The sequence below is a fragment of the Dyadobacter sp. CY343 genome, assembly GCF_021390335.1.
In the GTDB taxonomy this organism is placed as follows: Bacteria; Bacteroidota; Bacteroidia; order Cytophagales; family Spirosomataceae; genus Dyadobacter.
Genome location: NZ_JAJUXK010000001.1, coordinates 865,833 through 886,145 on the forward strand (window position 1 = coordinate 865,833; position 20,313 = coordinate 886,145).

The 20,313-nt window shown below is 45.7% G+C and carries 17 protein-coding genes and 1 tRNA gene; 11 read left to right on the top strand and 7 right to left on the bottom strand.

Annotated features, from left to right (window positions below; translation table 11 throughout):
- Positions 1-5 precede the first annotated feature (5 nt).
- On the bottom strand, positions 6-2,999 hold the full coding sequence (locus tag LZG94_RS03565; protein ID WP_233790561.1) for a TonB-dependent receptor: 2,994 nt from the start codon (positions 2,997-2,999) through the stop codon (positions 6-8).
- Positions 3,000-3,913: 914 nt separating this feature from the next.
- Between LZG94_RS03565 and LZG94_RS03570 the strand changes: the two genes are divergently transcribed.
- From LZG94_RS03570 to LZG94_RS03610, 9 genes are all read left to right on the top strand, one after another.
- The gene (locus LZG94_RS03570; RefSeq protein ID WP_215235617.1) at positions 3,914-4,384 is read left to right on the top strand and encodes an Lrp/AsnC ligand binding domain-containing protein; all 471 of its coding nucleotides are present in this window, start codon (positions 3,914-3,916) and stop codon (positions 4,382-4,384) included.
- Between the two features lie 96 nt (positions 4,385-4,480).
- Positions 4,481-4,834, top strand: a complete 354-nt coding sequence (locus LZG94_RS03575; protein ID WP_233790562.1) for a PadR family transcriptional regulator — start codon at positions 4,481-4,483, stop codon at positions 4,832-4,834.
- A gap of 36 nt (positions 4,835-4,870) precedes the next feature.
- Positions 4,871-5,893 (top strand): energy transducer TonB, encoded by a 1,023-nt coding sequence (locus tag LZG94_RS03580; RefSeq protein ID WP_233790563.1) that lies wholly within the window; start codon positions 4,871-4,873, stop codon positions 5,891-5,893.
- Positions 5,894-6,036: 143 nt separating this feature from the next.
- A complete protein-coding gene (locus LZG94_RS03585; protein WP_233790564.1) occupies positions 6,037-6,561 on the top strand; it encodes a PolC-type DNA polymerase III in 525 nt (174 codons plus the stop codon).
- Positions 6,562-6,633: 72 nt separating this feature from the next.
- Positions 6,634-6,810: a hypothetical protein gene (locus tag LZG94_RS03590; RefSeq protein ID WP_215235621.1), complete on the top strand. Its 177-nt coding sequence runs from the start codon at positions 6,634-6,636 to the stop codon at positions 6,808-6,810.
- 102 nt (positions 6,811-6,912) lie between these two features.
- Positions 6,913-6,986: transfer RNA gene (locus tag LZG94_RS03595), tRNA-Ala, on the top strand.
- A 723-nt stretch (positions 6,987-7,709) separates the two neighbouring features.
- The gene (locus tag LZG94_RS03600; RefSeq protein WP_233790565.1) at positions 7,710-10,895 is read left to right on the top strand and encodes a CheR family methyltransferase; all 3,186 of its coding nucleotides are present in this window, start codon (positions 7,710-7,712) and stop codon (positions 10,893-10,895) included.
- 60 nt (positions 10,896-10,955) lie between these two features.
- Positions 10,956-11,975: a chemotaxis protein CheB gene (locus LZG94_RS03605; protein WP_233790566.1), complete on the top strand. Its 1,020-nt coding sequence runs from the start codon at positions 10,956-10,958 to the stop codon at positions 11,973-11,975.
- A gap of 72 nt (positions 11,976-12,047) precedes the next feature.
- Positions 12,048-12,482 carry a response regulator gene (locus tag LZG94_RS03610; protein ID WP_233790567.1) on the top strand — a complete coding sequence of 145 codons (435 nt, stop codon included), beginning with the start codon at positions 12,048-12,050 and terminating at the stop codon, positions 12,480-12,482.
- A gap of 405 nt (positions 12,483-12,887) precedes the next feature.
- On the opposite strand, the gene LZG94_RS03615 is transcribed toward LZG94_RS03610, so the two are convergent.
- From LZG94_RS03615 to LZG94_RS03625, 4 genes are all read right to left on the bottom strand, one after another.
- Positions 12,888-13,814 carry a methylenetetrahydrofolate reductase gene (locus LZG94_RS03615; RefSeq protein WP_233790569.1) on the bottom strand — a complete coding sequence of 309 codons (927 nt, stop codon included), beginning with the start codon at positions 13,812-13,814 and terminating at the stop codon, positions 12,888-12,890.
- A 185-nt stretch (positions 13,815-13,999) separates the two neighbouring features.
- A complete protein-coding gene (locus LZG94_RS26335) occupies positions 14,000-14,134 on the bottom strand; it encodes a hypothetical protein (RefSeq protein ID WP_255700583.1) in 135 nt (44 codons plus the stop codon).
- 3 nt (positions 14,135-14,137) lie between these two features.
- Positions 14,138-15,007: a manganese catalase family protein gene (locus tag LZG94_RS03620; RefSeq protein WP_233790570.1), complete on the bottom strand. Its 870-nt coding sequence runs from the start codon at positions 15,005-15,007 to the stop codon at positions 14,138-14,140.
- Positions 15,008-15,074: 67 nt separating this feature from the next.
- The gene (locus LZG94_RS03625) at positions 15,075-15,686 is read right to left on the bottom strand and encodes a DedA family protein (RefSeq protein ID WP_233790571.1); all 612 of its coding nucleotides are present in this window, start codon (positions 15,684-15,686) and stop codon (positions 15,075-15,077) included.
- A 161-nt stretch (positions 15,687-15,847) separates the two neighbouring features.
- Between LZG94_RS03625 and LZG94_RS03630 the strand changes: the two genes are divergently transcribed.
- On the top strand, positions 15,848-16,438 hold the full coding sequence (locus tag LZG94_RS03630) for a hypothetical protein (protein ID WP_233790572.1): 591 nt from the start codon (positions 15,848-15,850) through the stop codon (positions 16,436-16,438).
- Positions 16,438-17,124 (top strand): DUF2490 domain-containing protein, encoded by a 687-nt coding sequence (locus LZG94_RS03635; RefSeq protein ID WP_233790574.1) that lies wholly within the window; start codon positions 16,438-16,440, stop codon positions 17,122-17,124. The genes LZG94_RS03630 and LZG94_RS03635 overlap by 1 nt, the downstream gene beginning before the upstream one ends.
- A gap of 122 nt (positions 17,125-17,246) precedes the next feature.
- On the opposite strand, the gene LZG94_RS03640 is transcribed toward LZG94_RS03635, so the two are convergent.
- Both LZG94_RS03640 and LZG94_RS03645 read right to left on the bottom strand, forming a co-directional pair.
- Complete coding sequence (locus LZG94_RS03640) at positions 17,247-17,984, bottom strand: hypothetical protein (protein WP_233790576.1); 738 nt, start codon at positions 17,982-17,984, stop codon at positions 17,247-17,249.
- Between the two features lie 161 nt (positions 17,985-18,145).
- On the bottom strand, positions 18,146-20,311 hold the full coding sequence (locus tag LZG94_RS03645) for a TonB-dependent siderophore receptor (RefSeq protein ID WP_233790578.1): 2,166 nt from the start codon (positions 20,309-20,311) through the stop codon (positions 18,146-18,148).
- Positions 20,312-20,313: the final 2 nt, after the last annotated feature.

The window sequence follows — 20,313 nt, forward strand, 5'->3', positions numbered from 1 at the left end:
TGAATTTAGAATTTGATGTTCAGCCCTGCTGTGAAAACCTTATTCATCGGATAGTTAGCTTCACTACCGCGCGTTTCCGGATCGAAGTATTTCATCTTGCTCAGTGTGATCGCATTTTGTGCATTTACAAAAATCCGAAGGTTCGTGAGCTTGATCTTTTTCACCAGTTCAGGATTGAAATTGTAGCCCAGCTGGATATATTTCACTCTCAAAAATGCCGCATTTGTGAGCCAGTAATCCGAAGGCAATGCATTATTGCCGGGTGAAGGAGACAATCTCGGAAACATAGCGTTTGGATTTTCAGGAGTCCAGTAGTCGGTTTGGTATTGCTGCGGGGTGCCTCCGTCAAAATTCGAAGTTACGTTCAATACAGTCTGGTAGCGGCCGGTGTAATAGGCCAGGCTCTTTGTGAAACCGGTAACCTGGGTTTCAAGACTGAACCTTTTATATACAAGATTCAAATTGGCGAAGTAGCTTCCTTGAGGATTCGGATTGCCCATAATTTGCTTGTCCTCCTTATCAATATTCCCGTCCCCATTTACATCAATGTATTTGATATCCCCGATTTGCTGTCCCGGCAAAAGTGGAATACCCGAATCAATATCAGCCTGGGTCAGCAACCCTCCAGTCTTGTGCAGATAGTAGCTGTTAATTGGGTAATTTATCTCATTGATATCCAAGCCGCCACTGCCAATGTAGGGTCCGCCACGGAGCGCAATGATCTTATTATTGTAATAGGAGTACCCCGCGCTGGCGCTTAATTCAAAACTGCTGCTTAAAGATTTGGAATAATTCACCATAAACTCCCAGCCGGTATTGGAAACAGAGCCTGCATTGATTGGAAGTGTCCCTACGCCGGAGGAAAGTGAAAGCGGCGGAGTAAGCAAAATATTATCCGTTTGTTTGCTAAACCAGTCTATTGTGATGCCCAGGTTTTCAAACAGCCTGATATCAGTACCGATGTCCAGCATTTTAACAGTTTCCCAGGTGATTTCCGGGTTTCCAATCGAATTCTCTACGCCATTTCCTCCGTTTATCAGACTTTGATAGCGATATAGTTCGTTGACGTTCTCATTTCTCCCATTATTTCCCATCAATCCATACGATGCTCTCAGCTTAAAGCTCGTAAGTCCTTTCACATCTTTCAAAAAGTTTTCGTTGTGAATGTTCCAGCCCAATGCCACAGATGGAAATGTTCCCCATTTATGACCAGGGCCGAACTTGGAAGAACCATCTGTTCTGACTGTACTTTCCAGCAAGTATTTGTTGTCAAATACGTAGTTAAATTTCACAAAATAAGAAGCCAGGTTCGCCTGATCGAAGTTGGAAATGAAATTGGCTTCCCGCGAAAGACCGCCGATTGCATAGACAAAGTGCTTGCCATAAGTCTGAGAAAACTCGAGATTCGACGCCAGATAGTTGTAAGTACTGCGCCCTACACTTGATCCTTTTGAATTTCCGTATGTAAATACCAGGTTGCCGGTATAATAGTCCAGAAAGTTGTAGGAATCGCGGTTATCGATAAAGCCATTTGAATTAACCCTATACAGATACTGACCTCTCAGTTTCAGCTCGGGCGTGATTTGCCAGGTAGGTTGAAAATTAATATTGATCTGATCATCTTTATTCTGCGCAAAGCCCCCTCTTTCCAGCTCGGCCATCGGGTTCATCATTTCACCAAAATTTCCGTAAGCCTGGTAACCGTTATCTGTCAAAGGATATTTAGGGACAATATTCGGGGGTGTTGAATACACCAAATGCAGCGAGTTCCCGAATCTTACCAGCTCAGATCTCCGCCGCGACCGGGTAGCGACCAGATCCAGGAGCATAGAGACATTTTTTGTTAGAGTAACCCCGGTATTAGCCCGGAAGTTAAATCTCTCGAAATCCCGTTTAGGTGTTAATCCATCCTGATAAAGGTAATTACCACTTACCGCAAATCTCGCCAGCTCGTTCCCACCGGAAATACTTACAGAGTGATTATGGATCGCTGCATTTCTGTTCAGCATTAATTTCGACCAGTTTGTGTTCGGATAACTGATCGGGTCGCTGCCTTCGCGGGTTTTCGTGATCGCTTCGTCGCTGTACGGTTCCAGTCCGCCAATATTTGAATAGGCTTCGTTGACCATCTCCATGTACTTCGGCGCGTCGACAAATTTGGGCAGGTAAGTGGCATTCTGAACACCGGCGTAACCGTCATAGGTAACCGATAATTTCCCCGGAATACCTCGCTTGGTGGTCACCAGGATAACTCCGTTTGCCGCCCGCGCGCCGTAAATGGAAGCTGCCGCCGCATCTTTCAAAACCGTAATACTCTCCACGGTAGTCGGATCCACGGAGTTGATATCAAATGGGACTCCGTCCACGAGTACCAGTGGCGAAGAGTTACCGATCGTGGAAATACCGCGGATCAATATATTAGACCGGTCTTCGCCGGCCATCCCGCTACCTTGGGTTACCGTTAGTCCGGTAACACCGCCTTGCAGCGCCTGCGAAAGCTGGGTAATCGGCTTGTTGGCAACCGCAGCTTTTACGTCCACCTTGCCGATCGCATTGGCCAGGTTACGCGCCTTTTGTTCTGAATACCCCGTCACAACCACCTCATTCAGTGCTGTGTTTTTTTCTTTCAGGGAAACGACCATGTTTTTCGAACTCAATACAGGAAGCTCTTTCGGATCGAGACCGACAAAGCTGAAAACGAGTGTATCGCCTACATTTGCCTGGATTTCGTAATTGCCGTTCACGTCGGTTGTGACGCCGCGATCCGTTTTCTTCACCTGTACCGTTACTCCCGGCAATGCTACCGGCGGCTCGCTTCCGTCAAATACCTGTCCCTTCAAAGTGAGGGTGTCGGCGGTAAAAGGAAGTAGATGTGGGTTAATGGAGTTGAAATTGCTTGCGTTTGCTGTGCCGATGAGCAGAAAAAGGGCTGAGCAGAATGCAACGAGGAAAGCGCCCGGCTGCACACCGGGCGGACTGATTAGTCGCTGTTTTTTCATACTTTTGAATAAGGATTAGGCTTGTTTAAGCAGTGAGTTTATTCCTTTTGTGTTTGCTCTAAACTGGTTTACCAGACCAGTGAACGAGCGCATTCTCGGATCGACGGTGTTACCAGCATCGTCGATCTTTTTTGGTAAATGGATCAGGTCATAGGCATTTTGTGAGCGTGAATTGTAGATTAAATTCGATGAATGTGCTACGATGAGTAGGAGGCTCGAACTTAGTACCCATGACGTGAGCAAAAATTTTGCATTCTTTTGCTACTTTTTGTTATTATATCCTCAGCGATATCCGGTTATGGCGTACAAAAAATCGCAGGTTCAGTATAAAGTCTGACCAGCGAAGTAACTGATTTTCAAAAATGAACCAGGAATGAAAGGTGCCTCCGGGGGAGCCAAATGGCAGGACAAGTACGGAGGAGAATTGAAGCTTTGAAGCTGGGAGTTGTTGGTGGTGGCTGTAAAATAAAAACACGCAGGTTTCAAAATGAACCCGCGTGTCAAATTACACTTCATCAACAAACTAAAAACCAAATAAAACTAACACGAAAAAATTCGCTTGTCAAGTTTTTTTTGCTGTAGGAGGGGGATTCGAACCACCCACGGTGCGGTTAGCTACGGTACAAATACTGTTGGTGGTCCACCCCAGTCGACGTTAGTCGGCATTATGCCGCGTTTATCCCTTATTCACCACCCCCGAGACAGGAGGGCATGGCTGCCAATTTCATCACCCTACAATAGTGATTACCAAAAACAAATGGTCGAACTTAAACGGTTCCTTCCTTGATTTGGTTCTGCAAAATTATATTTTCCAGATTTAATTATAAAATATTTTCATTAAAAATTGTCAAAATTTACAATAATCTCATAATTTGGTCAGTAAGATTGCGAAAAATTCAAACTTTCAGACTGAAATGCAGAAATATTCAGATATTGACAGCACCGATTTGCGTATCCTTTCCCTTCTGATAGAGAATGCTGCGTTACCGTACACGGAGATAGGCAAACGCGTTTTTGTCTCCGGGGGGACGGTTCATGTACGCATGAAAAAGTTGGAGCAAATGGGCATTGTGAAGGGTTCACAGCTTGTAATAGATCCCGCAAAACTTGGGTGGGATATCAGTGCATTTCTGGGTATTTATCTCGATAAAAGCTCACTCTACGAGCAGGTCGCCACTGAACTGGAAGGTATTCCGGAGGTGGTCAACATTCATTATACGACGGGTATTTATAGTATTTTTTTAAAAATCGTTTGCCGCGACACCGGGCATTTGCGCGAAATCCTTCATGACAAAATTCAAAAGGTAAATGGGATACAGCGGACAGAGACCTTTATTTCGCTGGAAGAGCGGATCAGCAGGTCAATTCCCCTGACGGAAAGTTAAATTTCGCTTTTCGGTTGACTTCGGAAAAAACTTCTCCTATTTTTGTATTGTATATATAAAAAACTTATATATATTCGCTTAATCAAATTTTAACTCATGGAGAATAACACAACAAGTAACGAATATGTCCGGGGCACCCTCAAAACCATAGTGCTGAATTTGCTGGCCGAACACGATCGGATGTACGGATATGAGATAACCCAGGAGGTAAAAGAGAGAACAGGCGGCGCCATTGCTTTGACGTTCGGCGCGCTTTACCCTGTTTTACATAAATTGGAACAAGAGGGAATGTTGCTAACCGAGTCGGTGGAAGTGGACGGTCGCCTTAGAAAATATTATTCACTGACCAGCCCGGGAAGTGAAGCCGCGCGTAATAAAACCAATGACCTTGAACGTTTTATAGACGCTGTCAGACTCTTACTCGCTCCTAAAAATCTAGCAACGGAATAAATTTGTTACATGGCTGAAATCTAAACAGATGGTTCTATGAAACGCCTTCACGAAGACCGGATCGATTTAATTAAATCATACCTGAAGTCAAGAAAATTAAGTCCGGAGTTGCTCCCGGAGATACTTGATCATTTGGCTTGCGAGGCTGAGGAGCGGCTGTGGGACGGGAAACCGTTCGAGCAGATATATAGCAGCATTGTTGAAACCGCAGATAACGAGGTAGTTCTGAATCTGAATGCGGATCATAAGAACCTGTTAGCCATGGAAAAATCCCTCAATGACATTGTGTTCGAGGGGAGGAACAAATTGTACGGAGCGTATGATCTTCGGAAATCATACGGGCAGACTATTCAAAAATCCGTTTTAATGGGCGTCGCATTGTTTGGAATGATCGTATTTTTCCCAAACCTGTACGCCCGGCTTGTCCCTGATCCGAAGCCCGGTGATATTGCTTATATCGTTGAGGCGAGGCCGATTGATATCACAAGGGAGCTTCCGAAACCAATGCCGGAAAAGCCAGAACCTGCGCCAGAAGCTAAAACATTGCGCTCGCTGCCTCCGGTGGTCATGCAGGATGATGAGGTGGCAATGGAAAACCTGCCCCCTGTATTAAAAGAGCTGGAAAACGCTGCTCCGGCGGCGAAAACGCTGGAAGGAATCGAAGACCTTGAAATCATTGTGCCCCCGGCAGCGGAATTCGGCAATGCGAAAACAGCAGCCGCGGATGTGAAAACGAGAGAAGAAAGTATCTTTTTACACGTTGAGCAAGCGCCCGAGTATATGGGAGGGGTTCAGGCAATGGCGGCTTTTTTACAGAAGAATTTGAAATATCCTGTTGCTGCTGCAAGGGCCGGTATTCAGGGAAGAGTGTTTGTGCAGTTCACTGTGGGATCTGATGGAAATATTGAAGATGTAACTGCGTTGAAGGGAATTGGTTTTGGCTGTGACGAGGAAGCTGTGCGGGTGGTGAAAATGATGCAGAACTGGATGCCAGGCCGCCAGGCGGGAAATCCGGTGCGCGTAAAGTTTACATTGCCAATTGCTTTCCAGATCAACTGACACTGAATGTCATTACGTAAATTGCCTTCCGCTATTGGGAAATCCTCGCTTCGGTGAGGATTTTTTTGTTTTTTTGTTTTGTTAAAATCAAAAATACATTAGAAAAACGGTTGCGTAAAAAAAAGGCAACTTTATAAAGATACATGTACGCAATCGTTGATATTGAAACTACCGGAGGAGGAGGCGCGGCGCGGATTACTGAGATTGCAGTTTTCAGGCACGACGGTCTTAAAATAGTCGATTTTTTTCATTCCCTCATTAATCCTGAGATTTACATCCCACCCTTTATTACGAAGCTGACCGGGATTGATAACGAAATGGTAAAGGATTCGCCCACATTCTACGAAGTTCAGGATGCGGTACGTGCCGTGACCAAAGACGCTTATTTCGTCGCGCACAACGTACGTTTTGATTATGGATTTATAAAAAGGGAATTCGGGGCTTTTGACGAATACTTCCAGCGCGATCTGCTTTGTACTGTGCAGCTTAGCCGCAAAATATTTCCGGGCTTGAAATCGTATTCTCTGGGAAATCTTTGCCAGAGCCTGGAAATAGGTATTGAAAACCGCCACCGTGCGCACGGCGATGCAGAGGCGACGGTGAGATTATTTGAAAAGCTCCTGGTCAATGATAGGCAAAAGCTGATCCCGATTGATTTTTACCAGTAACGGCCTGCTTATTGGTTTGGAATGATTTTTTAAGTTGCTACTTCAAAGTTTTCAACCTAAACAGTACTTTCCATGAAAGCCTACCTGAGTTACCTGATTGTTTTCCTCCTGACATTTTCCCTGACAAGCTGCGAAGTAGTAGGCGGCATTTTCAAGACCGGTATGTGGGCAGGTGTGATAGTTGTAGTGGCGGTCATTGCAGTTGTAATCTGGTTACTTTCCAGAGTATTTGGCGGTGGTCGGCGATGATATGTTAATCCAGCAGCTGGCGATATAAAATTCCTGCCGGGCTTGTTTATCATGATTCTCCGTTTAATCTTTGCACTCGCTGAGCGCCTACTCAGATTGAACGGGGGATTAGCTCAGTTGGCTAGAGCGCTTGCATGGCATGCAAGAGGTCGTCGGTTCGAATCCGATATTCTCCACCTGATTATCAACCACTTACAAATTATTTGTAAGTGGTTTTTTTATTTAGATCGAACATAGGTCGAACGTTTTTAGTCAAGTTCATTGAGTTTTTCTGGGTCCGTTCGCACTTATCTCACCCATTTTTTATGCTTCGACTTCTGCAAAAACATCAAAAGCGAATTATAAATCGACTAACAAAACTCTGTGTTCGATTATGCGGTGGTAATTTCGAAATTCTTCCAAGAGGTGAGGTTCACGCGATTTACTTGGAATAGAAGCTGAATTAAGGCTTTTTAGTATAGCAAACAAAAATGGCACCCACCTTTAAATGCAGGTTAATATCTGAAATAATAATAAAAGGCAGGTCTTTGCTGGTATAAAGATAATCCAATGCCGATTGGCCATCCGTAAAATACATTCGTTGATTAGGGTATCCTAATTCACCAAAACTTCTTCCAATACGAATTTGTCGTCAGGGTCATCTTCTATAATGATAATTGGGCCATCTTTATCCATTTGATAATAAGTTTAGTGTAGATTAAATACCTACTTAAACAGCTTGTCTTTTTAAGTCAATTACACATAAGATTACTTCAAACAGGCAAGTAATTAGTTAACGCCTGGTTGCTTGATTGGGAAAACATTGTGCCACCTATAATAACTTTCTGTACCTTATAGGAATAATTATTTGATGATGTGGCATTTACGCTCAACATCCTGCACCTAACCTTACCATCTTAATGAATTCAATTGAACCAAATCACATTGTTGCCATCGGTGCATCGGCCGGGGGCCTTGATGAGCTGATTTCTTTTTTTGAAAACACACCTCTGGATGGTATTGCCTACGTTGTGGTCCAGCATTTATCCGCTGATTATGAAAGCAGGTTAGCAGAAGTCTTATCCAGGTACAGCAAGCTGACCATGGTACAGGCGGTAGAAGGGACGGGCATTGCATCCAATTATGTATATGTGATCCCGGGAGATAAGTTTATGACCGTTAAAAGGGGACATTTACATTTAAGCGATAAAACCGACGTGCGCGGTCCGCACATGACCATCAATACCTTCTTATCTTCCCTTGCCGCTGACTGCGGCCCAAAGGCGATTGGCGTCATCCTGTCGGGCCTGGGCTCTGATGGCAGCGATGGTGTAAAAGCAATTAAGAAGGCAGGCGGGATGGTGATTGCCAGAAACCCGCAAACCACCGAATTCAACAGCATGCCTTCCAATGCAATCGCCACTGGAATGGTGGACTTTATTGTGGAGCCCGAGGCAATGCCTGGCGCTATCGAAGAATATGTTAAGCGGGAAATTGAACTACTAGCGGCCGGCATCTCTGATGGAGAAAATATGGCTGGTTTGATCGAGATCATAAGCCAGCAGCTTCCACTGGATTTTTCAGACTACAAGCAGTCGACTATTTTGCGCCGGATCAAAAGAAGGGCGGCTTATAACAACTTTGAACGCCTGGAAGCTTACCTGGAATTTGCCAAAGCTTCCCCTGATGAAATTGAAGCGCTTGCCAAAGACTTCCTGATTAGCGTGACTGCTTTTTTTAGGGACACGGAAGCATTTGACGTGCTGGAAAAACGGGTACTGCCTTCTATCATTAAAAGTCTCTCCAATGGCCAGGAAATTCGGATATGGGTTACTGGTTGTGCGACGGGCGAAGAAGCCTACTCAATGGCTATCCTTGTGCGAGAGCTTTTAGGGGAAAAGATCCAGGACCAGCAGGTGAAAATCTTTGCTACCGATATTGATGCTGCTGCCCTGGCGCATGCCAGCAAAGGCATTTACGCTGCTGCCATAGTGTCCAAAATGCCACAATCCTACCTGGAAAAGTACTTTGTGCAGGAAGGGGAAGATTACAAGGTAACTGCTGCTCTACGGAAAATGGTCATTTTTTCCAGGCATGATTTGGTGAAAAATCCGCCCTACTGCAATATGCATCTGATCAGCTGCCGCAACCTGCTGATCTACATGACCCCGACCCTGCAGCAGAAAATTTATCACATGCTCCTTTTCGGGCTTAAACCTGACGGTTACCTGTTTCTGGGGTCCAGTGAGAACCCGTCGCCCATATTAAAAAGCCTGAAAGTCATTGATAAAAATGCAAAGATCTATAAGAAACTGGATGCTATCCCATCCGTAAACTTTGAGACATTTACCCTGCCTGACTATACCTACCATAAGCCGGCCAGCTTAGGGGTTTCTCAACCGGAAACAAATAAGATCCCCGACCGCACCCTGGATGGGGCAATCCATGAAACCATCCTTAACGAAGAGCAGCGCTTGCTTATTTGTGTTGATGAAAACAACAAGGTGCTTAAATCTTATGGTGTCACCGGCAGGTTCCTGGTTCAGAAGATCTTAACATCGGATCTGACCGAGCTTCTGCCTGGCCCTCTCAACATTGCCTTCAAAACAGCCTGCAAAAAAGTCAGCGAAACCCTCAAAAAAGCAGTGATCACAGGGGTGCAGGTCCAGCAAGGACAGGAAACGATTAAAGTAAATCTGTCAGTTAGCCCGATGGTTTATAAAGGCCGGCCTAACGGTTTTTTAGTGATACAGTTCACCCAGGCCGAAGGTTCCGGCCTCCCAGCAGGGGCAATGCAGTTTGACGAGAAGCTGTATCTGGACGATTATACCAATTTTTTGGAGCAAGAAAACAAAGATCTGAAAGAGCAACTGACCGCTGCCAGCGAAAAGCTGTTTGCACTCAACGAGAACATGCAGTCTTTTAATGAAGAGCTGCTTTCGGCTAACGAGGAGATGCAGAGCACCAACGAGGAAATGCAGTCCATTAATGAAGAGCTGCACACGATCAATGCGGACTATCATTTAAAGAACAGGGAGCTATTAGAGCTCAACGATGACCTGAACAATTATTTCAAAAGCAATATCAATGGTCAGCTCTTTGTCAGCTCGGATCTTCGCCTGATGCGGTTTTCGCCTGGGACCGTCCGGCATATTAACTTGCTTGAAAGCGATATTGGGCGTCCTATCAATAATATCTCGACTAATTTCAGGTTTGAAACCCTTTCTGATGACATAACACACGTCCTGGACAACGGTTATCCTATTACCCGGGAAGTACAGTCTAATGATGGAAAATGGTACCAGGTTATGACCATGCCCTATATCCAGCAGCTTGGCAATAAAAGGACGGGGGCTATCATTACTTTCAATGATATTAGCAGCCTGAAAGAGATACAACATCAGCTGGACAAAAAGAATGAAATCCTGACCCGCATCAACGGCGACCTAGACAATTTCGTACATACGGCATCTCATGACCTGCTGGGGCCGCTGAGTAATATAGGCATAAGTATCGGCCTATTAACTGAAATGCGTGCAGACGACCAGGAGCTAAGGCCGATTTTAGACATTTTGGGCAATTCAGTGAAAAAGTTTGGGGCCCTGATCCATGATATTGGCACAGTAGCTAGAATTGAGGACGAAGGCATTTCGACCGAGATGGTAGATATGAATGAAATTTTGGAGAGCATCCTGTGGAGCCTGGGCGATAAGATCAAGCAGAGTGGGGCGGTGATTACAAGTGATCTGAAAGTGGGCCAGATCCTCTTTTCTAAAAAGAACCTGAGAAGCATCTTGTTCAACCTGGTGTCAAACGCGATTAAGTACCGATCAGAGGATACACCTGTTGTCACGATCCAAACTTCGAGTGTAGGCGAATTCACTGCCCTGACAGTCCAGGATAATGGGACTGGCATAGCCGAAGGCGACATTGATAAGATCTTTCATAAGTTCCACAGGCTCCAAACTGATCATGAAGGACAGGGGATCGGGCTTTATCTGGCAAAGAAAATAATCGATGCTGCCGGTGGCAGTATCCGGGTGGAAAGCACTCCGGGTACGGGAAGCAAATTTGTGATCTATTTCCCGTTAGCCGGGCTGCAATAATAGACTGCTAATGAGTGCTACGGTTTACCAAGATCATCCACGCTCTATCACCAAATTACTATGGCAAAAAACAAACCGGCCCCGTCAGGAAAAGTTGTAGTCATCGGCACGTCTGCCGGCGGCCTTAATGCATTGAAAACATTAATCAATCAACTGCAAGAAGATTTTCCAGCGCCGATACTGGTTGTCCAGCATATTTCAGCGGACGCGACGGGCAGCGTTCTTTTGGACCTGCTTAACAAGCAGACTAATATCCACTGTGAGCATGCCGTAAATGGGGAGATCCTTAAAAACGGACATTTGTATCTGGCACCTTCTGATCACCATCTAATGATCAGTGACGACCAGAAGATCCTTGTCACCAAAGGCGCGCAGGAAAACCGCTCGCGTCCAGCGATTGATCCATTGTTCCGCTCGGCTGCTGTTGTATTTGGCAGCAACGTAATTGGGATCTTGTTAACGGGTTATCTGGATGATGGCACAGCCGGGATGATCGCTATCAAGCGGTGCGGCGGTACGTGCATAGTTCAAGATCCGGCAGATGCAGAATATCCTGATATGCCTGCCAATGCCATCAAACAGGTCGATGTTGATTTTTGCTTGCCCCTCATGGAAATGGGCGGTTTATTGTATCAGCTCCTGGCGGTAAAACCAGAAAAAAGGAAGCCTATTCCCCAAGATATAATGATCGAAGCAAAAATTGCCAAACGCGTGTTAAGCGATTTACCGGCTGTTAATTCCCTCGGAGATCAGGTGCCTTTCAATTGCCCGGGTTGTGGCGGTGTGCTATGGAAAGTAGACAAAGGCCCCTTAACGCGTTACCGCTGCCACACAGGCCACGCTTATACTGCGCAAGCCTTAATCGCCGAGCAGACTTTGAAAATTGAAGAGACGATGTGGACAGCCCTTCGCATGTTTGAGGAAAGGAGAAATCTTTTAACCACTTTTGCCAAAGAACAGAGTGGGGCAATCAAAAAATCGGCGCTCGAAAGAGCAGAACTGTCCCAGGTACACATTGACCGGATTAAAGCAATCCTGCTTGCTGATGACAAGGGGACTGCTCAGGATACACCCACTTAACTAACTTAGACGTGCAGTGGGCATACTGATTAGTCGTGTAAATCAGGGTTGTAATCAAACATTAAAACACTTATGAACAAAAAAGGACCTATTGTAATTATAGAAGATGACATGGACGACCAGGATATCCTGTCTGAAATCTTTAAAGAACTGAACTATAAGAATGAGCTGGTTTTCTTTGGAGACGGTGTACAAGCTTTGGAGTACTTGACATATATAGATATTGAACCTTTTCTTGTCCTTTCTGACATAAACATGCCCAAATTAAATGGGATGGAATTATATGAAAAAATTCATAACAACGAAGATTTGAGATTGAAATCCATCCCATATCTTTTCTTTTCTACAAGTGCAGAACAAGAGCATGTAATCAATGCTTATTCAAGGTCTATTCAAGGATTCTTTATCAAGCCAAGTAATTACGATAAATTGAAAAAAATGATAGTCAAAATTGTAGAGTACTGGCAAGAATGTGAATCACCTAACTACATCAAAAATGCTCAATAGCAAATTTTGATATAGTGGAACTTTGAGCGAATCAGTAGGGCGGGATAAAGGAGTATGCCGTCAATGATGTAGTAGCCATGTTTCAGAGTCATCTCCTTGCAAACCTTCTGATTCATTCGCTTCCGGAGCATTATCGGGTACTCGCACGAATCATTAACTTTGGAAGCTAGGATAAACTTGGTTGAGAGTGCCATCAGTGCATATTTTGATCAAAATTAGGTCGAACATAGGTCGAACATTTCCTGTCTAAGGATAATTAAGCAAACTTAAAGAAAATCAATTAACTGACTAATATTCAATATGTTAGACTGTTTTTTATCGAATCCGATATTCTCCACAAACTAATTTTAAGCTTAAAAACCTTTCAGACCGGAAGGTTTTTCTGTTTCTGGTATAAACCCAATGCTAGTATCTGATCAACTCTGTTTGCCAACTTTTTACACTGGTTAAAAGTTGTTCAGAAGCCTCAATCTCTATCTTTCTTGCAGAGACACTCTCAATATTAAAGCCGAACGGGACATTTTTTTGCCGACAGAATTTCGCGATATCCCTTGCAATATCAAGACAGATATGAATGGATTTTTCCAGCATGTTTTCACTTTGGCTGAGCTCTTCGGAAAGATGATCAGGAACATTAATTCCCAGCCAATTTAGAAACTGCAGCGTTTTAGCCGAGCCACAGGGTGTTAATGTGAAAATTATGTACGGTACTTGTAGTCCTCTGATTTCGCACTCGGCTGATAGATCAGTGACGAGTTTCTGCATATATTCCAGGTTATAGACACACTGGGTTATGAAATAGGAGCAGCCCTCGGAAGCTTTTCTCAGCAATCGAATGTGCTCTGCGTTATCGGATGAATGTCTTTCTGCGATTGCTACTCCTCCAAGCATTCCTCCGGTCTGGGCTTCATTCCAAAGGTTATACGCGTCTTTTAAATGCATAACAGCTTTTTCGTCCCGGGAGGGAAGGCCAACAAGGACAAGTGAATCGGCTGCGGATGTTGATGACATGATATTCCGCATTTGCTCTGGATTACGCTTGCCTACGGAACAGTAAACAATCTTGGAGATTCCCGATATGTGAATGTACTGATCGGCGAATGTCCATGCATCCAGTGTTGGTGTGAATGGGAAGGGGCGCTGCTGGGAAGTCCGGGATGTTTCATCCTGCAAATCGTAAATGACAAGTCCGTCGGCACCGAGCGCCATAACCCTGTCACTCTGCACTTTGCCAATTTCTCTGATCCTTTCTTCCGGACTTTCCAGTCTTGGAGGTGTAATGCCGTACAAGATAATTCCAGATTCCCGATTGGCTAGTTTGGTTATAAACATTGCATACAATTTAGTCATGCAATTTAACCCGGGAGGTCGAAAAAACCTTGGAAGTGACTGTTAGGTTCGATTTCGAGGCTAGTTTGGTAGAGGAAAATGTGTGTCTAAATACGTCTGGAATCCTTAGAAACGGGGTACCGGATCGCCCTTTTCCAGACATAGGATAAGGTATTTAAGTGCAATGGTCACTGGCTGAGGTCAGTCGGTTTTGCCATATAAGCGTTCGCATAACGTTGATAACATGCATTAATATCTTTCCAGGCAGAAATACAAAGAGGCGGCAAGTGATCCTGGCCGCCTCTCTGCTGTTCGTCTGACATCAACTAACCTGTGATAATGTCTTTCACTTTATCCAGAAAGTCTGAGTCAGGCTTTACACCTTGCTCAATTTGTCCATGAATCTCCTTGTCTGCCGGCGCCAGCATAGGTTCGCCTCCTGTAGGGACCGCCTTCTCGAACGTAAATATGCCTTTACCGTCGATCGAAGTGCCTTCGGTCCATCGTCCGCTGGCCGTGGTGGCGCCAATGCTTGTGCTGATGAAGCTGTAAGCCACATTCTCATTCTGCAAATTCGCCGGGAAACTGTTCGGAATGGGATGGGTATCTGGTCCAAGCTCTTCCAGTACCGCCATCCATTGGTTCTGGTGCATGGTGTCACGTGCAATCAAAAAGGATAGCATATCCTTCATACCCGCGTCGTCGGTCATTTCATACAGACGCGTGGCCAGTACCCTTCCCGTCGCTTCGGCCATTACATTTGCGTGCATATCGGCTGCGATATTCCCGCTGCCTACCACCCAGGAGCCATTAAATGGGACACCATTAGCATCGCATGCCATTGCGCCCAGGCCGGCAGACAAGATATGTCGCGGGTCGCGTCCGCCCATTACAGCTTCCACCATCGGGTTGCTCATCGCCATTTCGTCTTTCAATGCGCTGGACGAGCCTTCCAGATTCAGGCATACAGCCGTGGCCAGCATTTCAATATGCGCAATTTCTTCGGTCCCTGTTTCCAGAAGCATGTCCCTGTACTTCTTGGGCCCCCGCGAATTCCAGGCTTGAAAAAGATACTGCAGACATACACGCATCTCGCCTTCTATCCCTCCGATAGCTTGCTGAAGAAGTTTTGCAAATTGAGGGTTTGGCTTGTCAACCCTTACATTGTACTGAAGTTTTCCATCGTGATAAAACATTCAAGAAAAATTTAGGTGAGAAATGGCGCGGGCTACATAAAAACTGTACCAGTATCCCTCAGAGTGCTCATTTACCTTTTTTTCTTTTAATTAAATTTCTGACGAGCTGAACCGCGTAGAGCAGGAGCAAGCCGATGATGATGAAATTGAATACCTTTCCCACCATGTCGAAGGCACCCTGATATTTGTTCCCGAAATAAAAAGCGGCGAAAAAGACAAGCGACGACCAGATTAGTGTACCGACAAAGGTGTAAATCAGGAATTTAGCGGGTTTCATCGCTACCAATCCCGCCGGGATGGATATGAAAGTTCTGAAAGTTGGTACCATTCTTCCCCAGAAAACCGCCGCGGTAGCGTGCTTATCAAAGAACCGGAGCGCTTTTTGGTAGGATTTTTCCGAAAGTCCGACCCACATACCCTTTTTGCTGATCCATTTTTCCAAACGATCATGGCCCACTTTATTTCCTACCCAATACCAGAAACCTGCACCCGCCAATGAGCCGATAGTCGCAGAAAGGACCGCCAGAAATGGGTTTAACTCGCCCTGGGCTGCGGTAATACCGCTGATTGACAGGATGATTTCTGACGGCAGCGGAGGGAAAACGTTTTCCAGAAGCATCAGGAGAAAGATTGCGAAGTAACCTGCTTGGTTAATAAATTCTTCGATTAGAGAGGTCATATTTGGAAGCGAAGCGAATTTCAAAAAGGTGCCAGTTTTAAAAATGGTGCCACTAGCGTTTTTGATTATGTATAATTTTATTCTTTTTCAAATTCAGAATTTGAACTATTGCTGCTCGCCTAGCCTTGCATAGTACATATCCATATAACAAGTATGTTCTGGTGAAAAGTAGAAAATCCTATACAAGCCTGATTTCTGCGCTGCTGGTCTGGCTGCTGTGGACACCCTGCATAGGGCAAAAAAAGTATGAACATGAGTTCAGCATTAAGTCGGACGCAGTTCCGCAAGCAGCAGCCGACTTCGTTTCTTCGGTGTTCAAGAAATCAAAAATCCATTGGTACGGGGAAGAAAGTCTTACAGGGAAATCAATAGAGGCGAAACTGAAACATGCGGGCAGGCGGTATAGTATCGAATTCGATGAATCAGGGACTATTCAGGACGTTGAAATATTGTCGGGTATCAATGATATGCAGCCTGATAGTCGGGCGAAATTGAAGGAGAACCTGAATAAGGAGTTTTCGCATTATAAAATCGTGAAAACCCAGCTTCATTGGAAGGGCCCGGTGGACGCATTGAAAGAATCGGTGATTCAAAACATTGCTGCAAAGGGTGTGCTGACCAGATATGAGCTGGTGTTGAAGGGCTCCAAAGGTAAAACGGAAAGTTATTATGAAGTACTGGCCGAAGAAAACGGAACGATCGTGAGTGTCCACCAGATCGTTCAACGCAACACTGATAATCTGATTTTTTGATGTACAGATCTGGTATTACCTCTCTCCTTCTACTGTTTATCTTACCGGTTGCCGTATTTGGTCAGTCCAGTTTCCGCACTGGTACGCTTCCTCAACTTAATGTGAATATCAAACTTGCGGAGGGCTGGAAGCTGAACACAAAGCTGGAAGCCCGGCAGATATTTTTTGAAAAGGAGCCCGGATCAGCCACCAGCCGTCAATTACGGTACGAAAGGACCGATCTGAGCACGGTACTCACCAGGAAGATCTCGGCCGATAACACAATTGGAGCGGGCTATCTGGTCAGGCACGAAGGCAGCGAATTTACCCACCGCCTTATTCAGCAGTTCAGTAATGTTAAAAACTTCGAAGTGATCAGCCTCGCGCACAGGATCGTGACCGATGAAACATTCAGTCCGGACGAACCGGTGGAATTTCGGGCGCGGTACCGTGTGGGGATAGAAATGCCGCTGAACGGCCGGCAGGTCGACCCCAGGGAATTTTATAGTAAAGTTAATAACGAGTATCTCGGGTTGTGGTCAGATGGCGAAGCGGACCTTGAAATCCGTGGGTTACTTGCTTTGGGATACAATGCCACCGACAGTAATAAAATAGAGCTTGGATTTGAATACCGGGTGAATGAGTTCGATAATCCGGCAAAAGCCCAGCAGTTCTGGCTGACAATCGGATGGTTTGTTAGTATTTGAATCCGACCCGCAGAAACGCCGGAAGGAAGTAATCGACAAGAAATTAGCGTAGATATTTCAATAAAATCAGTAAGCCCGGTCGTAGTTTGGCCGGGCTTACTGATTATGCGTCTTTTCTGATTTTAGTCATTTGTGGTTCCTGCGCCACCTCCGGTATTGCTACCTTGTTTGTTCTTCCGTTTCTTCGATTTTTTGGAATCATCCGGGGTTCCTGTTCCTCTTGAATCCTGGCCCACAGTGCTCTGACTGCCAGAGGTTCCCGATGCTCCTGCGCCAGAGGTACCGGTAGTACTGCCAGTTCCGGAGCTGCCGGTGGAGGTTCCTGATTGGCTCTGACCGCCGGTAGTTGATGTACCTGTGCTGCCCGATGTTCCGGTTGTACCCGAAGTTCCGGTAGTTCCTGTCCCCGAGCTGCTAGTGGAGCTACCCGATTGGCTCTGACCGCCGGTAGATGATGAACCTGTACTGCCCGAAGTTCCGGTTCCGGTAGCGCCCGAAGTTCCAGTAGCTCCGGTGGTTCCCTGCACCTGGCTGCCGCCGGTTTGTCCGGTTCCTGAAGTGCTGCTGGAATTTCCTGTCTGGCCCTGACTACCGGTAGTACCCGATGTTCCGGTAGTACCTGATGTTCCGGTAGTACCGGATGTTCCGGTGTTACCTGTTCCCTGGACCTGGCTGCCGCTGGACTGCCCGGTTGTTCCGTTGGTAGATGAACCGCTCTTGTTTTTGTCTGTACCTTGCGTCGAAGTGCCGCCTTGATTTGTTGTCTGGTTCTGCTGCGAACTCGTTCCGGTCGATTGTGCGTAAGATGTGCCCGCTGCAAGTAACAGGAACATTGAAACACTTAGGATTACCTTTTTCATTTTTTCTTTTAGTTTTTGATGTGACGAATATGCTTCAGACCTGAAGCGGCAACGCATTTATAAAAACTGTTCCCGCGAAATCTGTGGATAAAAATCTCATCGCAGATTTATCTTGCTCGCATTCATCATATTGTAGAAAACCTGAGACCCGGTACCTGCTTCTAAAAAGAAAAATTATAACGCACCGAAAATGCTCTTCCCGGCAGGTTATAGCCGCGTTTTTCGTAATAATTCTCATCCGTCAGATTGGCGACTTTCAGGCCTAGTGAATGATGCGCGTTGACTTTAAATGATGCGGCAAAATCCACCACGGCGTAGCATGGATATTCAATTTCCGGATTGATCGGGTCGGTGTAATCAATGTCTTTGCGCTGACCGACCGATCTTCCGGAAAGGCGCAGTTGCAGCCATTTCCGGTTGTCATACTGAATGCCGTAATTGAATGTGTTTTTAGCCACATTCTGAATGTCACGCTCCACCGCAGAAGCATCTGTTCCAACGATCAATTCCTTCGCTTTTAGCAGAGAAGAGCCCGTGAGAAATGCTTTGAATGAATAACGATAATCCTGAAACACACCAAAATCAAACGAAACTTCCGTCTCAATCCCCTGGATCGCCGCGTCCGCTGCATTTACAAATGTTGCTCTCGAAACAATGACCTCGCCATTGCCCTGCGGTTCGTTAACCACATTGATGATCTTAGCAATTCGATTATTTACCTTGGTTGAAAAGTAAGTAAGTCCGGCTGTGAGCCCCGAACTCGGTTTGTTATATTGAAACCCCAAATCCCAGCTCAAACTGCTTTCGTTCTTCAGATCCGGATTTCCGGCTGTGACCGCGATCCTTCCTTTGGCATCCTTAACCTCATTATAACCCGCCACCGAGTAAGCGTCCGTTGTCACGAATGCTCTGCCCGTAGCCACTTTCAGCCGAAGATTTGAAGCAAGCGCATAGGTGATTCCCAGGCTCGGGCTGACAAATGGGGTCGTTTTTTTACCGGCCTGATAAGTCGGTAAAAGCGCTGTTTCTTTTACATTGAATGTAATGTTGTCATAGCGCACACCCGGTTGAAGCGTCCATTTTTTGTAGTTTAAAAGGAGTTGTGCGTAAAAAGCAGACGAAGTGATTGAATAGGCAGGCTGCGTCGGCGCCCGTTCGGTCGTGTCATTGCTCCATCTTCGGCTGCTCGTTTGCGCATTCAGATAGTCGTAACCCAGCATAATCGTATGCTTTCCGATCTTCCACGAATCCTTAATTTGTGCACCGGTCCACTGGTTTTCTCCTTCTGCCGAGCGGAAAGGAGTTACTGGTTTTCCGGCAACATTCAGGGTGAAGTTTCTTGTATTCTCCTGTGCATAAAAGATTTTAACGCTTGGCTCATGATTTCCAATAATGCCGGAAACGGCCACATCAACCGCATTTCTGTCGTTGTTTTTTTTACTCGCCTCTGCACTTCCGGAAGATATTTCACCGGGTGATTCCACGTTTCTTGCAACAAAATTTTCTCCGCTAACATCGATCCGCCAGTTCTTGCTCAGCTGATATCCCAGCCGCGCCCGCCCGGTGTAATAATGCAGGTTTGTAAATGGCCTGCGCTGTCCGTCCGTAACCGTTTCATCGACCTGCTCGACGGGAATATCCGTATAATTTTTCTGTGCATTTTCAAATCCAAGTAAATTCCGCAGCAGATTATTCTTGCCAATTTTATAATCTCTGGCACGCTGAAAAAAAGCGAACGAAACATCATAATCGAGCTTTTTGGTCAGGTTTCCGCCCGCATTAAGCCCGGCCTGCATGGTTGCAAAACTCCCATATTCCACAAATGCATTCCCCTTGGTTGCACCCTGAGATTTGGTGCGGATAATGTTGATCACCCCACCCATCGCCTGGGAACCATACAGCGAAGAGGCCGGACCTTTCAGCACTTCAATGTGCTCAATTCCATTCAAATTGATCTGGGATAAATTGGTAACACCCGCCGGACGGCCATCGATCAGCAGCAATGTGCGCTGATTCAGCCCGGAAAATTGCGGCCGGAATCCGCGGATCCCGATGCCGGAAGACAAGTTTGGATATTGAATCACGTCAACCGCCGCCAGCTTGCGCACAATGTCGGTAATGTCAGTAGCCGGGGTAAGTTTTAAGTCTTCACTGGAAATAATCGCAAGCTGTTGCGCGAGATTTTCCTTCTGCGTTTCAAAGCGCGTTGCGGTGACCACGATGGGGTTGAGCAAATTGGTTTTGCTGGAATCTGTAACTGGATTCTGTGCTTTTGCACATAGCGAAATCGCCAGCAATGCGGCGATATGGTAAGTAAATGTTTTCAATA